This is a genomic window from Alteripontixanthobacter muriae, assembly GCF_013336795.1.
Classification (GTDB): Bacteria; Pseudomonadota; Alphaproteobacteria; order Sphingomonadales; family Sphingomonadaceae; genus Pseudopontixanthobacter; species Pseudopontixanthobacter muriae.
In genome coordinates, this window is record NZ_JAAFZT010000035.1 from 131,086 (window position 1) to 148,680 (window position 17,595).

The following is a 17,595-nucleotide window of genomic DNA, read 5'->3' on the forward strand; positions in this document are numbered from 1 at the left end:
TGTATAAAGCTTATCTGAAAGCCAGGCGCAGGTCGGGTTCGGCTGCACCCTGTAAGGCCAGCGGGCGAGAAGCGTTAGCCTTGAGGCTGATGGTTCCAAGGCGGGCCACATCACTGCCCCGCGCCAGCTTTATGTCGCCGGGAAGGGCGCTTTCCACGTCCAGCTTCTGTGCAGTGTCTTCCGCAACTTGCAGCCGGTAAGTGCCGTAAGGCACTCTGTCCAGAAGGAAGAAACCGTCATATTCGCTGATGGTGGAGGCGACTACATTACCGCGCTGATCCAGCAATTCCAGCACTACGCCGCCAAGATCCACTCCGCTCGGCGACCGGATGATGCCCTCTACTTCGCCAGATGGTGAAATCGGCAACATCAAGGAAGCCATTACCCCTGGTCTGGGAATCAGGACAACTCCCTTGCTCTGCGGAACGAGATAGGGATCGCCGAGGGAAGCCTCGTCGATACCGACAAGCACCGGGGTATACGGACGCAGTCCATCGACCAGGGCGCGCCCGGTTTCATCGGTAATGGCATCGGTCAGGCGAAAGCCAGCCTCGACCCCGATCTCGGGCAGCAGATCTTCTCCTTCGCTGCGGAGTCCGTCACCGTCTTCATCGCGGAACACCGTGACCTCCACCTGACCGTTCCTCGCAAGCTTGCTCTCGCTGACGCGGAACCCGCCGCCGATGGGGTCGGGACCAAGGCTGAAGGCGAGCGACAGGTTCGCACCGATGGCACCATCGGATGCGTAGGTCGTATCCGCTCGCAAGGCGAATTTGGAAAAGCGGTGGGCATAACCAAGGCTCAGCCGCGCCAGATTGCTTGGGCCGAGATATTCCACTTGCGCCCGCAATTCCGACCTTTCGGAAAGATCGCGCTGCAGCGAAAGTTGCGCGAAATCGAACCGGCCACTGCCTTCCGACAGATCGAAACCCGCATTGCCGCGCAGCCGGAACTTTCTGACGACCGTATTGGCGAGTACCTGCAGACGCGTGCCCGTGTTGGAGAAATCGCGCGAAGGGTCATAGCGCGTCTCACGCTCGAGCTCGGCACCGATGTTGATCCGACCCGCCCGCACGGCGGTGGCGATCTGCCACTCGGTAACACTTTCGCCATTCCGCTGTATCGCCCGTCCGGCCCCGATCTGGAGCGGGAGCTTGAATACGCCGAGATTCAACGACATGTCGGCCTGCAATCCGAAACGGTGGCTCAGGTCTCCGGAGATGAAGTCGCTGACGTAGTCGCCCATCTTCCATACAGCCGAAGCGCCGAGATTGATGCTTCCGATCCGTCCAAGAGCGTTGCCCTGAAAGACTGCTCCCTCGCCCAACTCATGCGCAGCAGCAAATTCGGCCTGCATCGCGCCGAACGTGCGCCACACCGTGCCTTCGAGATAATGCCGCCGGCGGTTTGCCAGAAAGAGGCTTTGCGCACCAAATGCAACGCTGGTTCGCTTGTCGAGGCCGTGTTCGACCCCAACGCCCCAGCGCCAGCCGCCCGGTTGCAGACTGCCGACCAGATCATCGGATCGGCGAAGGGAGAGGAGATCGCGGTCCTTTTCCACGATCCCTGCCCAGTAATAGGTCTGACCCGGTTCGATCTGGTTGAACCCGATGGGCAGATTGACGCTTTCCCGACGGATCTGCCCCTGCGGCCCATAGAGCACGACCTCCAGATCGTTGCCGCCGTAAAAGAGTTCGACGTCAAGGAACTCGTATCTGCCATCTTCGGTGTCGCTCTGGAAAGCGATCAGCTGGCCGTTTCGATACAGTTCGGCATCCCACCCGGTCGGCAGCGTGCCGCGAAGTGTTGTCGAGGAAAAACGCGTGCTGCTGCCCAGCGGCCGGTTGCTGACGAAGGCACCCCGCCCTACGCTCGTCTGCCCGGTGAGCTGGCCGGACAAGGTCTCCACGTCGCCTGCTGCGACCTGTCTTGCATTTAGAGGGCCCAGCAACCCGCCGTCGGGAGCATTGCGGAAGGCCCTCAGCCGCACGGTCTGCGGCACGAAATCCTGATCCGTCGCAATCCGGGCGGTTACGCTCGCCGCAGCGATTTCACCCGCAAGGTAAGCTTCTGCCCTCCGATTGGACGAGAATTTGCGCTTCGCTCCCCCGTTCATGCCGGCAGTTACGACTATATCGACAGATGGAGTCCGCCAGACCCGGTACTCCGTATCAGCATGCGGAAATCGCCCCAGGTCGAATGTTTGCCGCTTAGCGGGCAGCCGCGCTGCGCGGTTCTTGCGATTGATCGCCTCGATAAAGGGTAGGGGTTCTTCGCTGGACATGCGGATGGCCGAATTGAACAGGTCAGGCTCCAGTTCGAGCCCAAACCAGCGGGATAGAGTGCCGACGCGAACACACCACCCTTCGGGAGTGTCCCTGATCTCATCCTCGAGCGAGATCTCTCCGTTCACGGTTTGTACCGTGCCACTATCCCGATCGAGAGTGAAAGTCTGCTCTTCACTGAACAACCACCCAGTTGCGCGGCGCGACTTCTTGTCGATCCTGAGGGGCATGTCGAGCGCGCGAACCACGTCGGCAAGATCGAGACAGATGCCGTCGGCCATCTGATAGCCTCGGACATCGTCCGTCAGGCGGTACTGCCCCACCGTGATCTGCAGGAGCAGAAAATCGTCATCGTTCGCTTGCCATTCGCCGGTCTGTGCGGCCGTAGTTCCGGAAATGCCGAAAGCCGCGGCCAACATGGCCACGGCGATCAACATCCTCGAAACGAGAGAAGTCATTCTGGTCTTCTGATCTGCTGCAGCCCGTTCAGTTCAGCGTCGTATCGATTGCAGCCAGCAGGGCACCGCCCGATTCGGGCATTTCCCGATATTCGATGCGGACTGGTCCGTTGAGTAGTGCGGCCTGTTCGGGCGAGAGAGGAATCGCGGCGCGGCGTTCGTCTAGCTCTGCATAGATTGCTATTCCGCGGGCTATCGCCACAGGCTCGTCAGAGCCTTGGGTGAGTACGCGCAATTCGCCATAAGTGGAGCTTTCGCCGGATCTGGTGATGGCGACGTCAAGAACCGAACCATCGGAGTGTTGCACCAGGCGAGCGTCGGAAATGGCGATCTGCGCCTCCAGACGACCATGCCGCACCATGACCGGTATAGTAACCCCGTAAATCGGCGTCAGACGTATACTGATGCCATTTGCTTCTTCGGAAGGACCAGCCAACGGCTGTGGATTGGGAATGCCCGAGAAGGACATGTGAACGCGGTATTCTCCGTCCGGTAAATCGGCACCCGGCCTCGCACCGATCCGAACAGACTGCGGCTGTCCAGGCGGAAGGGTAATCCGCCGAGGGGCATATCTGATCATGTCCAGAGCGGCGAGTTCACGCTCGCTTGCAGTTTCACGTGAAACCTCGACGAGATTGCCTTCCGGTGTCATCCGGCGCAGTTCCAAGCCGATCCTGTAAGTTGCTTCTTCAGTTCCGATGTTGCTCAGGATCACTTCGGTGCCGCGCCGCCCATCCATGATGATGCGGGTGGGCGCCACCAGCAAATCTCCTTGCGCGGCAACCGGTCCAGGTAACACTGCGCTGATCATGGCGGCGCTGAACATCGCCAGAGCGGCACGGGTACGGAGTTTCGGCAATTTCATCTGTTCAGATCCTCGATTTCTGAAGAGTGCGAATGGCATTCTCCAGGACGGTAGGTAGACCTACCAAGTCGTGGTTAAGATTGCCTAAACCATCAGGGGAACAGATGTGAGAAGGGGCTGCCCCGCGACGCGGGACAGCCCTGCTATACTTCAAGCCAAATGATCGGCAGGAATTTTCAGATCAGCTGTATTCGACGGTGACACTGAAGGTGCCATTGTAGGTTCCTGAGGCTTCGCTGCCGTCAAAGGTCAACGTGCCACCGAGCTTGAAATTGGCTGCAGCCGTAGTGTTACTGAGAGTCACCTCGCGAAACGTTGAGGAGACCGTTCCATTTAAGACCGTGCGCGTTGCGGCATCGGTGGTGAAATCCGTCAGCTCAACCTTCTCGGCAGCTGTCGGCGAACCCGGGATGGCAGCCGCCGTGCTGACAAGGTCCAGATTTTCCGGCATGGTGATCGTCACCCTCTTGCCGGCAGTGCCATTGAAGACGCGGAATTCGGATACCGACGTTGTGCCCGTGCATACGAGACCGCCGGTGCAGGTTGCGACATTTTCAGTCGACAGGACGACGGTTCCTGCAGCGTTCACGGCAATCGCACCGAAGTCCAGCCCGGAGATGTTTTCCAGCTGAATGGGCTTCAGAATTTCGACCGTCGCGTTGCTGCTAGCGGTTGCGGCAGCCATTGCAGCCGAGCTCATTCCCATTGCAACGACCATGGCGGTTCCAACGGCGCCGAGGCGGATCAAATTTTTCATAGAAACTGGTGTCCCTGGTTGTGCAGCCTTTCGGCCCGTAACGGGACGTTCTTGGAAGCCCCGCGGAACGGGAAGCCCCCATTCGCCAACACTAGGTACAATCCCGGGGTTCAGGTTTCACTCACGAGTATGGTTAACATCTGAAGCCTGTCTTGGTAACCATTGCAACGCCCGGGATCCGGCACTTGGCTTAAATATCGCCGCCGGTCAGCCGTTGGCAGACCAGGTCTAGCTGGTCGAGCGTGCGGTAGCGAATCGTCACCTGACCCGACTTGGGATCGCTGTCGGCCTTGATTCGCACATGCAGCCCAAGAAATTCCTCAAGGTGAGTCTGCACCGCAGCGATGTCGGCATCCTGTGCCGGATCACGCGAAGAGGGTCGCGCCTGCCGACGAGCCGAATCGCCATCGCTTTCTCCCTTGGCAAGCCGCTCGACCGCGCGAACGGACAGCTTCTGGTCGACGGCCCGCCGGGCAATAGCAACCGCGTCGACGTGGCCAATCAGGGCGCGGGCGTGTCCCATCGACAGCGCGCCTTCCTCGACCATGGTGACCACGGCTTCAGGTAATTGCAGAAGGCGCTGTAGATTCGCTACATGGCTACGCGATTTGTCGACAAGCCGTGCTATCTCCGACTGCTTGAGATTTTCCTCTTCAGCCAGATGGTGATAAGCGCGCGCCTCTTCGATCGGGTTGAGATCTTCACGCTGTATATTCTCGATCAGCGCGAGCGCCATGATCTCGCGCTTGTCGAGTTTTCGAATCAGTGCCGGGATCTCATGCAACTGTGCCTTCTGCGCGGCGCGCCAACGCCGTTCCCCGGCTACAAGCTGATACCGCCCACCAGCAAGCGGCCGGACGATGATCGGCTGAATAACGCCACGCGAGCGGATCGACGCCGCCAGTTCGTCGAGAGCATCCGGATCGAAATGCCGCCGAGGCTGATTGGGCAGCGGTTCGATTGATGCAACTGCGAGCATAGCCAGTCCGCCGGCCGGGTTTGCTTCTCCGCTCTCGCGCTCCGCAGACCCATCTGAACCGCTTTCGCTGCGCACGAGCGGTTCTTCGCGCCTGCTCTCGCCCAGCAAGGCACCGAGGCCTTTGCCGAGCTTTCGCTTCTTTGCCTCTCCCGCTGTGCGATCGGGAACGGAAAAGCGGATCGGGTCTGTCGCTTGCGTGCTCATGCGGCTTTCCTTCGTTCCGGCAGGCGCCCGATCAATTCGCGAGCCAGTGAAATATAGGCGCGGCTGCCCGCGCAGGAATGATCATACACCAAAGCCGGCATTCCGTGACTAGGAGCCTCAGACAGCCGCACATTTCGGGGAATTACCGATTCGAAAACCAATGGTCCCAAGCAGTCGCGGACATCGTCCGAGACCTGATCGGTCAGGCGGTTCCGCCTATCGAACATGGTGAGAACGATCCCGATGATGCCTAGGTTCGGATTGAAGCGCTGCTGCACCCTTTCCACCGTCTGCAGAAGCTGGCTCAACCCCTCGAGTGCGAAGAATTCACATTGGAGCGGAACCATCAGCGTATCCGCCGCGCCCAAGGCGTTGAGGGTGAGCAGACCTAGCGAAGGCGGACAGTCGATAAAACAGATGTCATGACCGTGATGCGCCTCCAGGCTTTTACGCAATCGCCCTGTTCGATCCTCGACGGAAACCAGCTCGACCTCGGCACCGCTCAAATCGACCGTTGCAGGGACGATATCCAACCCGGGAATCGCTGACCCCAATGTGCAATCTGCCAAGGTCGCGTCATTCACCAGAAGATCGTAACTCGAGGTCTCACGCTGGTCATTGCCAATGCCGAGGCCGGTCGATGCGTTTCCTTGCGGATCGAGATCGACCAGCAAAGTCCGCCAGCCGGTCGCCGCCATTGCCGTTGCAATGTTAATCGCGGTGGTAGTCTTTCCGACACCGCCCTTCTGGTTCGCAATGGCAACGACGATCATACTCGGTTCTCCAGTGCCCGATGGTATCCGACGAGTATGCCAGCGTTCTGGTCACTGACGGATTGTTCCACGTGAAAACCCTTCTGCGCCTCGGATGGAAGTTGCGCAAGCTCATCGGCCGCCGACTTTCCTTTCGGTAATATCCAAAAGGTGCTTTCGTCCGCAAGACGTCCAGCCAGCGCAAACAGCTTCTGCAGGGGCGCAAATGCACGCGCGCTAATGACATCGAAATGGCGATCTTCGATCGTTTCCAAGCGCCTGCCAAGTACCTGGCAGTTACGCAGCTCAAGATTCACGCAGACAGTTTGTAGCCATTCGAAACGCTTGCGCCGCGATTCGATCAGGCTGACTTTCAAATCTGGCCGCATGATAGCAATCACCAAGCCCGGCAGACCAGCTCCGGACCCGAGGTCAGCCCATGATCGTGTTCCATGTGAAACATGATCCAGTAATTGAGCGCTATCAGCAATGTGTCGCGTCCACACCTGATCAAGAGAAGATCTGGAGACAAGGTTCTGCTCGAATGCTTCTGCGCGGAGCTCATCCACATAGTCGTTCAATGTCAAAAATGCCTGGTCTGTACACCTGCGTGCGACGAACTCGCGAGCATCATCTTCGTTTGCAATCATGCATCGACACTCAAGCTGCGGGCGTGAACCAGAATTGCGGAGAGCGCGGCGGGTGTAATGCCTCTTACCCGTCCTGCGGCCGCTAAATTCTCCGGTTTCGCCGCAGTAAGGACTTGCTTCATCTCATTCGAGAGGCCCGGGATTTGCTCATAGGGAAACGCCAGGGACAGAGGCAATTCTTCAGCATGCGCCAAGTCACGCAGTTCTGCCTCCTGGCGCGCGATGTAGGGCGCATAGACCGCATCCTCTGCCATCTCATGCTTTAGATCGTCAGCGCTGTTCAGATCGCTTGGCATGTTCCACGTGAAATCATCAATTGTAATGGCGTTAAATCGCATCCATTCCGCGATAGTACGTCGCCCATCGTCTCGGCGGATTTCGCTACCCCTGTCCGCAAGGTCTGCGGAGTGGACCGGGGTGTTGAAAAAACGCTTCCATTTATCTCTTCGCGTCTCGCGGTCGACGTACCATGATTTTCGTTCGTCATGCACCAACCCGGCAGCCACCCCGCATCCGGTAAGGCGCGAGGTGGCATTGTTCGCCCGCAGACGCAGCCGGTATTCTGCTCGGGCGGTCAGCATGCGATAGGGTTCGGTGACGCCCTGTAGGGTCAGATCATCCACCATCACCGCAATATAGGAATTGGCGCGGTTCAGCGGCGCCGCTTCTTTGCCAAGGACGGCAGATGCAGCATTCATGCCCGCTACGAGGCCTTGCGCAGCAGCCTCTTCATAACCGGTAGTGCCATTGATCTGCCCTGCGCAGTAAAGGCCTGGCAAGCTCCTGACCTCCAGCGTCGAAAAAAGCGCGCGGGGATCGATATAGTCATATTCTACCGCATACCCCGGAACCTCGATCCTGACGGATTCCAGCCCCTCGATTTCGCGGAGCATGGCCAGTTGAACGTCAGCCGGAAGAGATGTGCTGATGCCGTTCGGATAGATGACATGCGTGGCAAGCCCTTCAGGTTCCAGGAAGATCTGGTGACCGTCACGGTCGCCGAACCGGTGTATCTTGTCTTCAATGGAAGGACAGTACCGCGGACCCGCCCCTTCTATCGCACCAGCAAACAGGGGAGACCTGTCGAGATTCGCGCGAATGATGTCGTGACTCGCCGCATTTGTCCTCGTGATTCCGCAGAAGATTTGCGGGTTGCCCCGCACATCGGTGAGGGGGGACATCGTCCAGGGGTCCGTATCGGAGGGCTGATTTTCCAGCCGGGACCAATCGATGGATCGCCCGTCGAGCCGGGGCGGAGTTCCGGTTTTCAAACGGGCCATGGGAAGATCGGCATTGCGCAGCTGCTCGGCCAGGCGCTTGGCGGCATTTTCGCCAATCCGCCCCCCTTCGTGGCGTTCTTCGCCCCTGAACATCCTCCCGCCAAGAAAAGTGCCGGTGCAGAGAACTACAGCCTCGGCCCGCAAGGCTGAACCATTGGACAAGACGAGTCCGAGGGCCCTGCCTCCCTCTTGAATCAACTCGGCTGCTTCGCCTTCGACAATCGTTATCTCGTCCTGCTGCAAAAGGAGCCGATGCACTTCGCGGCGATACAGATTGCGATCGGCTTGAACGCGTGGCCCCCAGACTGCGCTGCCTTTCGACCGGTTCAACATCCGGTAGTGAATGGCAGCAGCGTCCGCCGCCCGCCCGATTATTCCATCCAGAGCATCCACTTCGCGCACGAGATGCCCTTTGCCGAGCCCGCCTATCGCCGGATTGCAGCTCATCGCACCGATCGTGCGGCGATCGAAACTGATCAAACCTACCCGTGCGCCCATACGGGCTGCAGCCGAGGCAGCCTCCACGCCGGCGTGTCCGCCGCCCACCACCAAAATGTCAAAAGGGTTCATACGTCGCCCCGTACAGCATCAGGTTGGCGCGATAAAGACTGAGCGCCGTTTCACGTGGAACGATCTGCTTGCTCGTTCTACGGTTCCACGTGAAACGCTATTTGCCGATGCAGAAACTGCCAAACAGACCGTCCAACATGTCCTCCGTCGATGTCCGCCCAATCAAGCCATCCAGGGAAACCCGAACCTGTCGAAGTTCCTCGGCCAGTACGAGGAGATCCAGAGCCTCCCTGGCGCGCATCATAGATCTGTGAGCCTCTTCGATGCGTTGGCGTTGCCGTGCGTTCAACGCGACCTCGCCCGGATTCGGCAGCATCTGCCGTGCAATTGCGACGATGGCAGCCTTGAGAGCATCTACTCCGGATCCTGTCTTGCCTGAAACCAGATGGCAGGCTGAACCTTTTCGTGTTCTGTCCGGCACATCCGCATAGGATTCGACTTCTATTGCGCCTTGAGGTCCCTCGCCCTCGGTGCCCAGCCACAACACGATGTCGGCTTGCGACAGGGCATGTTGCGCGCGGGCGATCCCGATGATCTCCACCTCGTCTCGCGAACTTTCGTGCAGCCCTGCGGTATCCATGAATATGATCGGGGTTCCCGACAGGGCGACAGGCCTTTCAAGCACATCACGCGTCGTCCCGGCGATCGGCGTAATGATAGCTGCTTCGCTATCGGTCAAAAGATTGAAAAGAGACGACTTTCCTGCATTCGGCGGCCCCGCCAGAACGACCCGAACGCCATCCTTCAAACGTTCGGCAGATGGCTTCTCCAGCCACTCCCGAAATTCACTGGCGAGCCCCTCACACTCCTGCTCGAATGATGGCGATAGCTCCTCGACATCCTCCTCGTCGGAAAAATCCAGCACAGCTTCCACTTGGGCGGATAATGACAGGATGCTTTTACGCCAACTTTCACAGCGCCGTGACAAGTGACCCTCGGCCATGGTCATGGCCGAGCGGCGCTGCAGTTCTGTTTCCGCAGACAGGAGATCGCCAAGCCCCTCAGCCTCAGCAAGGTCAACGACACCGTTGGCAAAGGCGCGGCGCGTAAATTCGCCGGGGGTAGCCGCGCGCAGCCCCTCGAGCGACGCCAACGCGCTCTGGATCGCAAAAATAACTGCCCTGCCCCCATGGCAGTGCAGCTCGGCCAGATCTTCACCCGTCGCGGTTTTCGGACCGGGGAAGAACAGCATCAACCCCTTGTCGAGCAGCAGCCCATCAGGATCTTTGAAGCTGGCATAGCTTGCCCTTCTTGGCTCAGGCACACGCCCGGCCAAAGCCTGAAGCGCAGCGGATGCCGACGGTCCACTGATCCGGATGATGCCAATCCCGGCAGGCGGAAGGCCGCTGGAAAGGGCGTAAATGGTGTCCATCGCGGCGCGTGTATTCAGTCTTTCGACTTCGCCTTGTCAGCGGCATCGCGCGCACCTTCGGCCGCCGCGGCGCTGCTTTCCATGAACTTCTGGAACATCTTCAGACCCATCTGCCCCATGGGTGCCATCTGACGGGCATACTCCTGCACCTGTTCGGGGTTGCTGACGCCCTTCATCGCACGGCTGATCGTATCGACATAAATGTCGTTGGCGCGGCTTACATCGGGCAGACCCATAAAGGCCCGGGCCTCTTCCGGCGTACAATCGATCTCGACTTGGACCTTCATGTCCACTCTCCCGTTAGTGCTGATAGCTTCCCTTAATTGGGTTCCATGCCGACGCTTCGCAAGCGATAACGACCGAGGCTTTCGTGAATTACCGACAGGAGTACTGAATGACCGATAATGTGACCGTGCAGACGCTGAATGGCTCCGGCAAATTTCGGGCGTATATCGCCCGCCCCGCTGACACGCCCCGGGCCGCCATCGTCGTGATTCAGGAGATTTTCGGCGTGAACGCCGGGATCCGCCGCAAGTGCGACAGGCTGGCGGAAGATGGTTATCTCGCCATCGCACCGGATCTGTTCTGGCGGCTGGAGCCTGGCATCGAGCTTGACCCCGATGTGGAACCTGAATTCCAGCGCGCGCTCGACCTCATGAACAAGTTCGATCAGGATGAAGGTATCCGCGATATCGAGGCGACAATCAAATACGCCCGCAAGGAAGGTTGTGACAAGGTCGGGGCGGTTGGTTATTGCCTTGGCGGCAGGCTGGCGTTCATGACCGCCGCCCGCACCGATTCCGATGCAACGGTCGGCTATTATGCTGTCGGCGTCGACAATCTGCTGCGGGAGAAGAATGCCATCTCCCGTCCCCTGATGCTCCATATCCCGACCGAAGACGGCTTCGTGAACAAGGCAGCGCAAAAGGCGATGCACGAAGGGCTGGATAGCCATCCCAAGGTGACCCTGCACGATTACGAAGGTCTGGATCACGGTTTCGCAACCGAGTTCGGCAAGCGGCGGAATGAGGCCGGAGCCAAGCTTGCCGACGAACGCACTGTGGCCTTCTTCGCGGAGCATCTCGGCTGATCCATGAGAAATTTCGCGCCGGTAACCGAATCCAGCAATCTCACCCTGCGCTTCGCCGTTCCAGCCATCCTGCTGGTTCTTGCCGTTGCAGCCGCGTTCTGGAGTCCGGCACGATGGACTCTGGTCGTCCTCGTTCCGCTGCTTCTGATTGCAGTCCTCGACTTTTTTCAGAAGAGGCACACGCTGCGCCGCAATTTTCCGCTGGTGGCGCGGTTTCGCTGGCTGATGGAATCGCTGCGGCCCTATTTTCGGTCGTATGTGGTCGAAAGCGATCTCGGAGGGCGCCCGTTCAATCCCGACGAACGGGCGCTCGTCTATGCTCGCGCCAAGGGGCAACTCGACTCCTATCCGTTCGGGACCGAACTCGACGTCTATTCCGAAGAATATGAGTGGCTGGCCCATTCCATCGTGCCAAACGCGCAGGCCGCCGAGGAATGGCGCTGCCTGGTCGGGAGCGACCAATGTACGAAGCCTTACGATGCGGCATTGCTCAACATTTCAGCCATGAGCTTCGGCTCGCTGTCTGCGAATGCGATCCTCGCGCTCAATCAGGGTGCAGCGATGGGCAATTTTTACCACGACAGCGGCGAAGGCGGATTGTCGCGCCATCACCGGTCGCATGGCGGCGATCTGGTATGGGAGATCGGCTCGGGATATTTCGGCTGCCGCCATCCAGACGGCAGGTTCAATCCCGAGATGTTTGCAGAGAATGCGTCACTCGATCAGGTAAAGATGATCGAGATCAAGCTGAGCCAGGGAGCCAAGCCGGGGCATGGCGGAGTTTTGCCCGGTGCGAAAGTCACGCAGGAAATAGCCGAGACGCGCGGTGTGGAACGCGGTGAGGATTGCGTATCGCCCGCCGCTCACTCGACCTTTTCGACACCGGTCGGGATGCTGGAATGGGCAGCGCAGTTGCGCGAACTCTCCGGCGGCAAGCCGGTCGGCATTAAGCTTTGCGTCGGACAGCCGCACCAGGTGTTCGCCATGGCGAAGGCGATTCTGGAGACCGGGATAAGGCTGGATTTCATCACCGTGGACGGCGCGGAAGGCGGCACGGGCGCGGCCCCGCTCGAACTTTCGAACCGCGTCGGCATGCCGCTGCGCGAAGGCTTGATCCTGATGCGGAACGCTCTCGTCGGCACGGGTCTGAAGAGCCAGGTGAAAGTCGCCGCCGCAGGTAAGGTACATTCCGGCGCAGGCATGGCGATGAAATTCGGCCTTGGCGCCGATTGGTGCAATTCGGGGCGCGCCTTCATGTTCGCGCTCGGTTGCGTGCAGTCGATGCGGTGCCATGACGATACCTGCCCCACGGGGGTCGCGACGCAGGATCGCACCCGTCAGCGCGGATTGGTGGTCGCGGACAAAGGGCCGCGGGTGGCCCGTTTCCAGCGGCAGACCCTGCATGGCCTGCGGGAGATCGTCGTGGCGATGGGGCTGGACAATCCGTGGCAGATCCAGCCGCACCACATCAGCGAAAGGCTGAACACCGTGCAGTCCGGTCCGATGGACGGTTTCTACAATTTCCTGCAGGAAGGCGAACTTCTTACCGCTGCCGAGAACACGCAATATGGGCGATACTGGCAGGGGGCGCAGGCAAGCAGCTTCAGGATAGCCGCCTGAACGCCATGCTATGCCGCAGCGCGGTGCGCGGCAAAGTCCATGACCTTGCGGCGGATTGCGAGCGGCAGGCTGCGCGGCACGAGAGCCTGCAATTCGCTGGCGATACCCAAGCGGAGCCGTTTCATCGTCCACTTCGGACAATTGCGCGTGGTGAGCGGCAGGTCTTCCAGAAGCGCGATATCGCCATGGCGCTTGTCCTGGCCCAGGCGGCGCATCAGATCCTGCAGCGCCGCTTCCGGACCCTCGATCATTTGCAGGAATTGGCTCTCGTCGAACAGGAGAAAGCCGGTGATCTCGGCTGCGGCGTTGTTACGCGCCGAAGCTTCGAGCAGATCGACCATGTCGACCTGCCCGAAGCCCGGTGCAGCTGTGCTGGAATAGAGATATTGGCGCATCATGCGCGCTGATTAGCAGGAACATCTTACCCGCCGGTTCACGCGAGGCGCGCCACCCTACTGATTTTCCCTACTGATTCATGGTGGCGAAGAAATCCTCGTTGGTCTTGGAATCCTTCATCTTATCGAGCAGGAACTCCATCGAATCGATGGTGCCCATCTGCATGAGGATGCGGCGCAGCACCCACATTTTCGACAGCTTGTCCTTTTCGACCAGCAGCTCTTCCTTGCGAGTGCCGGACTTTCCGACATCCAGCGCCGGAAAGATGCGCTTGTCGGCGACCTTGCGGTCGAGCACGATCTCAGAATTGCCGGTGCCCTTGAATTCCTCGAAAATCACTTCGTCCATGCGGCTGCCGGTATCGATCAGCGCCGTGGCGATGATGGACAGCGATCCGCCTTCCTCGATATTGCGCGCCGCACCGAAGAAGCGCTTCGGGCGCTGCAGGGCGTTGGCATCGACGCCGCCCGTCAACACCTTGCCGCTGGAGGGAACCACGGTGTTGTAGGCGCGGCCGAGGCGGGTGATGGAATCGAGCAGGATGACCACGTCCTTCTTGTGCTCGACCAGGCGTTTCGCCTTTTCGATCACCATTTCGGCAACCTGCACGTGCCGCTGCGCCGGTTCGTCGAAGGTGGAGGAGATGACCTCGCCCTTCACACTGCGCTGCATGTCGGTGACCTCCTCGGGCCGTTCGTCGACCAGCAGAACCAGCAGGAACACTTCGGGATGATTGTCGGTGATCGCCTTGGCGATGTTCTGCAGCAGAACGGTCTTGCCGGTGCGCGGCGGCGCGACGATCAGCGCGCGCTGGCCCTTGCCCTGCGGCGAGATGATGTCGATCACTCGCGCGGACTTGTCCTTTTCCGTCGGGTCGAGCGTGTCGAGCGACAGCTTTTCATCCGGATAGAGCGGGGTGAGGTTGTCGAAATTGGTCCGCAGGCGAACCTGGTCGGGATCGTCATAATTGACGCTGGTCAGCTTGGTCAGCGCGAAATAGCGCTCGCCTTCGCGCGGTGCGCGGATCTGGCCTTCGACCGTATCGCCGGTGCGCAGGCCCCATTTGCGGACCTGGTTGGGCGACAGGTAAATGTCGTCAGGACCGGCGAGATAATTGGCTTCGGGGCTGCGGAGAAAGCCGAAGCCGTCGGACATCACCTCGATGGTGCCGATGCCCATGATTTCTTCTTCATATTCCTCATCCTCCGCCAGTTCGCGCAAGATGCAGAACATCAGATCCTGCCGGCGCATGGTGGAGGCGCCCTCGACGCCGAGGTCTTCCGCCATCTGCACGAGATCGGCCGGCGGTTTCTGTTTCAGTTCCTTGAGATGCATAGATATATTCCAGAAAGGGAGTTTGCGGGCCGGCAGGTCGTAGGGCTTGGGGAAAGCGAACCCGTGGAGCATCGCGGCAGGCGCGAAACCCCGATCCGGAGCAGGACCGGAGATTTACGCCGACGCAGCGCGCCGGTCAATCCTATTCGCAAGAAGCGAAGGCGCTTGTTCAGAACGGCTTGACGATCACCAGCACGACGATCAACGCCACGGCACCGGCAGGAACCTCGCCCCACAGGCGCAAGGCCTTTTCGGTCAGAGGACGCGCCCCGCCCGCCATCTTTTTCGCCACGCCGGTCAGCCAGCCGTGATAGGCGGTCAGCAAGATGACCAGCAGCAGTTTGGCATGAAACCAGCCCTGCTCGAAAGCGCCGATGGTCACGGCCAGGATAAGGCCGAGCACCCACACCACGATCAGGCTGGGAATGAGGATCATCTTGCGCAAGGTGCGGCCGCGCGATGCCCACAGTGCTTCTTCTTCCGATCCGGCTGGCGAGGCATGCATGTAGATCAGCTGGCGCGGCAGGATGAACAAGCCGGCCATCCAGAAGATGACAAAGATGAGGTGACCGGCTTTCAGCCAGAAATAAAGCATGGCGAGCGTTTCCTGCATGTTGGCCGTTTAGGCAAGACGGGGCCGCGGCGCCAGTGTTTCCGCATCGTCCGCGAACAGCGTCGCTTCACCCCTGCCAGCCGCGCACTTTCTCCACCAGCCGCTCGACATGGGTGATCGGGGTTCGGCGATCGATACCATGACCCAGATTGAAAACATGCGGACGCCCGGCGAAAGCGCGCAGGATCACATCGATGCGGTCTTCCAGCGCCCTTCCCCCAGCCAGTAGCAGCAGCGGGTCGAGATTGCCTTGCAAGGGCATGGCGGCAGGCAGATGGCGGGCTGCCCAATCGGGATCGATGGTTTCATCCACGCCAAGCGCGTCGACCCCGGTCGCCTCGGCATAGCGCGGCAATTTCTCACCCGCGCCTTTCGGGAAGCCGATGATCGGCAAATCCGGATGCAGCGCGCGCAACCGATCGACGATGCGCGCATTCGGGGCCACGACCCAGCGGTCGAATTCGTCCGGCGCCAGGCTGCCCGCCCAGCTGTCGAACAATTGCACCGCTTCCGCGCCTGCCTTCACCTGTCCGGAGAGATAATCCACGGTCAGATCGCCCACGGCATCGAGGATCGCCTGCATTCTCGCGGGATCGCGATAGGCCAGCGCCCGGGCATCGTGCTGGTCGCGGCTGCCCTCGCCTGAAATCATGTAGGTCGCGACCGTCCAGGGGCTTCCGGCAAAGCCCAGCAACGCGGTCTGAGGTGCGAGCAGACTGCGAACCCGGGCCACGGTGGCATAGATCGCGTCGAGGCGCTCAGGCACTCCTTCAAGCGCATCCAGGGTGCTTTCCAGCAGGGTAGGCGAGAGGCGCGGTCCTTCTCCGGCGAGGAATTCCAGCTTCTGACCCATGGCATGCGGCACGATCAGAATATCGGAAAACAGGATCGCCCCATCGAAGCCGAAACGCCGGATCGGTTGCACGGTCACTTCGGCCGCAGCCTCGGCATCGTAGCAGAGGTCGAGGAAGCCGCCCTTGTCGGCGCGCAAGGCCCTGTATTCCGGCAGATACCGACCTGCTTGCCGCATGAGCCAGAGCGGCACGCGATCCGCGCGATTTCCGCGCAGGGTGTCGAGAAGAAGACCGGGCATCTCGGTTCCTATCCAAAATAATAAAGATTCTTAAAAGGATTGATGGAGTCTGTTGGCCCTGTGGAAAACGGGGACGAAGCGGCTCTGCCCGAATTCTCCCCGGCTGAACAGGGGGGTGCCGCCTGGCGACTCCTGTCATGCCGTGAGTCAAACGGCATCTGTCCACGCTGTCCACAGGCTGTTGGCAAGCTGGCAGGCCTGTCCACAAATCGGCCGCTAGCAGGCTGGTAGCGGGCATGAAATCAGCCCTTCCGCTTGTCCACGGGCCTGTCCCGTGGTTTATACCGGCACCTGTCCACAGGGGCGGGAGAGATCCTCCGAGTGCCCACATCTGCAGGATAGCGGAGGCAAAAGGCTTGCAGCAGGATTCCCTTTCCAACGGCGATGAGCCGGAGTCCAGCGAAGCGGAACCCGGCGATCTGCCCGCAAAGAAGACGCATCTTCACCTCCTTTCCGATTCCACCGGCGAGACGCTGGAAATGATCGCCAAGGCCGCCCTCGCCCAGTTCGAGGATGCCGATGTCATTCGCCATTTCTGGCCGATGGTGCGTTCGCACCAGCATCTCGACCGGATCGTCAGCGATCTTGCCGCCAGCCCGGGGCTCGTCCTGTTTACCCTGGTGAACACCCAGACGCGGGAGGCGCTGGAGGCGCATTGCCGCCGCCTCGGCCTTCCCGCCGTGCCTGTTCTCGACCGCGTGACCGAGGCACTGGAGGTGCAGCTGGGGCAGGAGGCGCATGGTCGGCCGGGGCGCCAGCACCTGATGGACGAAGCCTATTTCGAACGGGTGGAGGCGATCCAGTTCACTATCGCCCATGATGACGGCATCGCCTGGGAGGAATGGGAGGAAGCCGAGATGGTGCTGGCCGGCGTGTCGCGCACGTCGAAGACCCCGACCAGCATCTATCTCGCCAACCGCGGCTACCGCGTTGCCAACATCCCCATAGTGCCGGAAAGCCCGCCTCCGCAGGCGCTATATGGCCTGCGCAAGCCGCTGGTCGTGGGCCTGACCACCTCGCCCGACCGGCTGGTGCAGATCCGCCGCAACCGGTTGCTGACGCTGAACGAACGCACAGAGACCGCCTATGTCGACAACGACCGGGTGACGGAGGAATTGCGCTATGCCCGCCGCATGTTCGCCGACAATGGCTGGCCGGTCATCGATGTCAGCCGCCGATCGATCGAGGAAACTGCCGCAGCCATCATCAAGATATACAACGAGCGCAGCCGCAATGCGCGAAAAGGCGAAACCGGAACCAAGCCGATATGAGCGAG

16 protein-coding genes are annotated in these 17,595 nt (G+C 60.2%); 3 read left to right on the forward strand and 13 right to left on the reverse strand.

Features of this window, described 5'->3' with window-relative positions; all coding sequences use genetic code 11:
• Positions 1-10: 10 nt before the first annotated feature.
• From G7A66_RS10570 to G7A66_RS10610, 9 genes are all read right to left on the reverse strand, one after another.
• Positions 11-2,710 carry an MSCRAMM family protein gene (locus G7A66_RS10570; protein WP_174295634.1) on the reverse strand — a complete coding sequence of 900 codons (2,700 nt, stop codon included), beginning with the start codon at positions 2,708-2,710 and terminating at the stop codon, positions 11-13.
• Between the two features lie 61 nt (positions 2,711-2,771).
• A complete protein-coding gene (locus tag G7A66_RS10575; protein WP_232366808.1) occupies positions 2,772-3,608 on the reverse strand; it encodes a fimbrial biogenesis chaperone in 837 nt (278 codons plus the stop codon).
• 181 nt (positions 3,609-3,789) lie between these two features.
• Positions 3,790-4,365 (reverse strand): DUF4402 domain-containing protein, encoded by a 576-nt coding sequence (locus G7A66_RS10580; RefSeq protein ID WP_174295635.1) that lies wholly within the window; start codon positions 4,363-4,365, stop codon positions 3,790-3,792.
• Positions 4,366-4,555: 190 nt separating this feature from the next.
• Positions 4,556-5,548, reverse strand: a complete 993-nt coding sequence (locus tag G7A66_RS10585; protein ID WP_174295636.1) for a ParB/RepB/Spo0J family partition protein — start codon at positions 5,546-5,548, stop codon at positions 4,556-4,558.
• The gene (locus G7A66_RS10590) at positions 5,545-6,321 is read right to left on the reverse strand and encodes a ParA family protein (RefSeq protein ID WP_174295637.1); all 777 of its coding nucleotides are present in this window, start codon (positions 6,319-6,321) and stop codon (positions 5,545-5,547) included. The genes G7A66_RS10585 and G7A66_RS10590 overlap by 4 nt, the downstream gene beginning before the upstream one ends.
• Entirely contained in the window at positions 6,318-6,950 is a 633-nt protein-coding gene (rsmG, locus tag G7A66_RS10595) for a 16S rRNA (guanine(527)-N(7))-methyltransferase RsmG (RefSeq protein WP_174295638.1), read from the reverse strand. The genes G7A66_RS10590 and rsmG overlap by 4 nt, the downstream gene beginning before the upstream one ends.
• Positions 6,947-8,800 carry a tRNA uridine-5-carboxymethylaminomethyl(34) synthesis enzyme MnmG gene (gene mnmG, locus G7A66_RS10600; RefSeq protein ID WP_174295639.1) on the reverse strand — a complete coding sequence of 618 codons (1,854 nt, stop codon included), beginning with the start codon at positions 8,798-8,800 and terminating at the stop codon, positions 6,947-6,949. The genes rsmG and mnmG overlap by 4 nt, the downstream gene beginning before the upstream one ends.
• Before the next feature lie 97 nt (positions 8,801-8,897).
• On the reverse strand, positions 8,898-10,172 hold the full coding sequence (mnmE, locus tag G7A66_RS10605; protein WP_174295640.1) for a tRNA uridine-5-carboxymethylaminomethyl(34) synthesis GTPase MnmE: 1,275 nt from the start codon (positions 10,170-10,172) through the stop codon (positions 8,898-8,900).
• 14 nt (positions 10,173-10,186) lie between these two features.
• Positions 10,187-10,459, reverse strand: coding sequence for a DUF6489 family protein (locus tag G7A66_RS10610; RefSeq protein ID WP_174295641.1), 273 nt, complete (start codon positions 10,457-10,459; stop codon positions 10,187-10,189).
• 107 nt (positions 10,460-10,566) lie between these two features.
• Between G7A66_RS10610 and G7A66_RS10615 the strand changes: the two genes are divergently transcribed.
• Positions 10,567-11,262: a dienelactone hydrolase family protein gene (locus G7A66_RS10615; RefSeq protein WP_174295642.1), complete on the forward strand. Its 696-nt coding sequence runs from the start codon at positions 10,567-10,569 to the stop codon at positions 11,260-11,262.
• A 3-nt stretch (positions 11,263-11,265) separates the two neighbouring features.
• A complete protein-coding gene (locus G7A66_RS10620; protein ID WP_174295643.1) occupies positions 11,266-12,882 on the forward strand; it encodes an FMN-binding glutamate synthase family protein in 1,617 nt (538 codons plus the stop codon).
• An 8-nt stretch (positions 12,883-12,890) separates the two neighbouring features.
• On the opposite strand, the gene G7A66_RS10625 is transcribed toward G7A66_RS10620, so the two are convergent.
• From G7A66_RS10625 to hemE, 4 genes are all read right to left on the reverse strand, one after another.
• On the reverse strand, positions 12,891-13,280 hold the full coding sequence (locus tag G7A66_RS10625) for a BLUF domain-containing protein (RefSeq protein WP_174295644.1): 390 nt from the start codon (positions 13,278-13,280) through the stop codon (positions 12,891-12,893).
• Between the two features lie 67 nt (positions 13,281-13,347).
• Positions 13,348-14,613, reverse strand: coding sequence for a transcription termination factor Rho (gene rho, locus G7A66_RS10630; protein WP_174295645.1), 1,266 nt, complete (start codon positions 14,611-14,613; stop codon positions 13,348-13,350).
• A 169-nt stretch (positions 14,614-14,782) separates the two neighbouring features.
• Positions 14,783-15,226, reverse strand: coding sequence for a CopD family protein (locus G7A66_RS10635; RefSeq protein WP_174295646.1), 444 nt, complete (start codon positions 15,224-15,226; stop codon positions 14,783-14,785).
• A 67-nt stretch (positions 15,227-15,293) separates the two neighbouring features.
• Complete coding sequence (hemE, locus tag G7A66_RS10640) at positions 15,294-16,319, reverse strand: uroporphyrinogen decarboxylase (protein WP_174295647.1); 1,026 nt, start codon at positions 16,317-16,319, stop codon at positions 15,294-15,296.
• A gap of 419 nt (positions 16,320-16,738) precedes the next feature.
• Here hemE and G7A66_RS10645 point away from each other — a divergent pair, with 419 nt between their 5' ends.
• Positions 16,739-17,590 carry a pyruvate, water dikinase regulatory protein gene (locus G7A66_RS10645; protein ID WP_269748207.1) on the forward strand — a complete coding sequence of 284 codons (852 nt, stop codon included), beginning with the start codon at positions 16,739-16,741 and terminating at the stop codon, positions 17,588-17,590.
• Positions 17,591-17,595 lie beyond the last annotated feature (5 nt).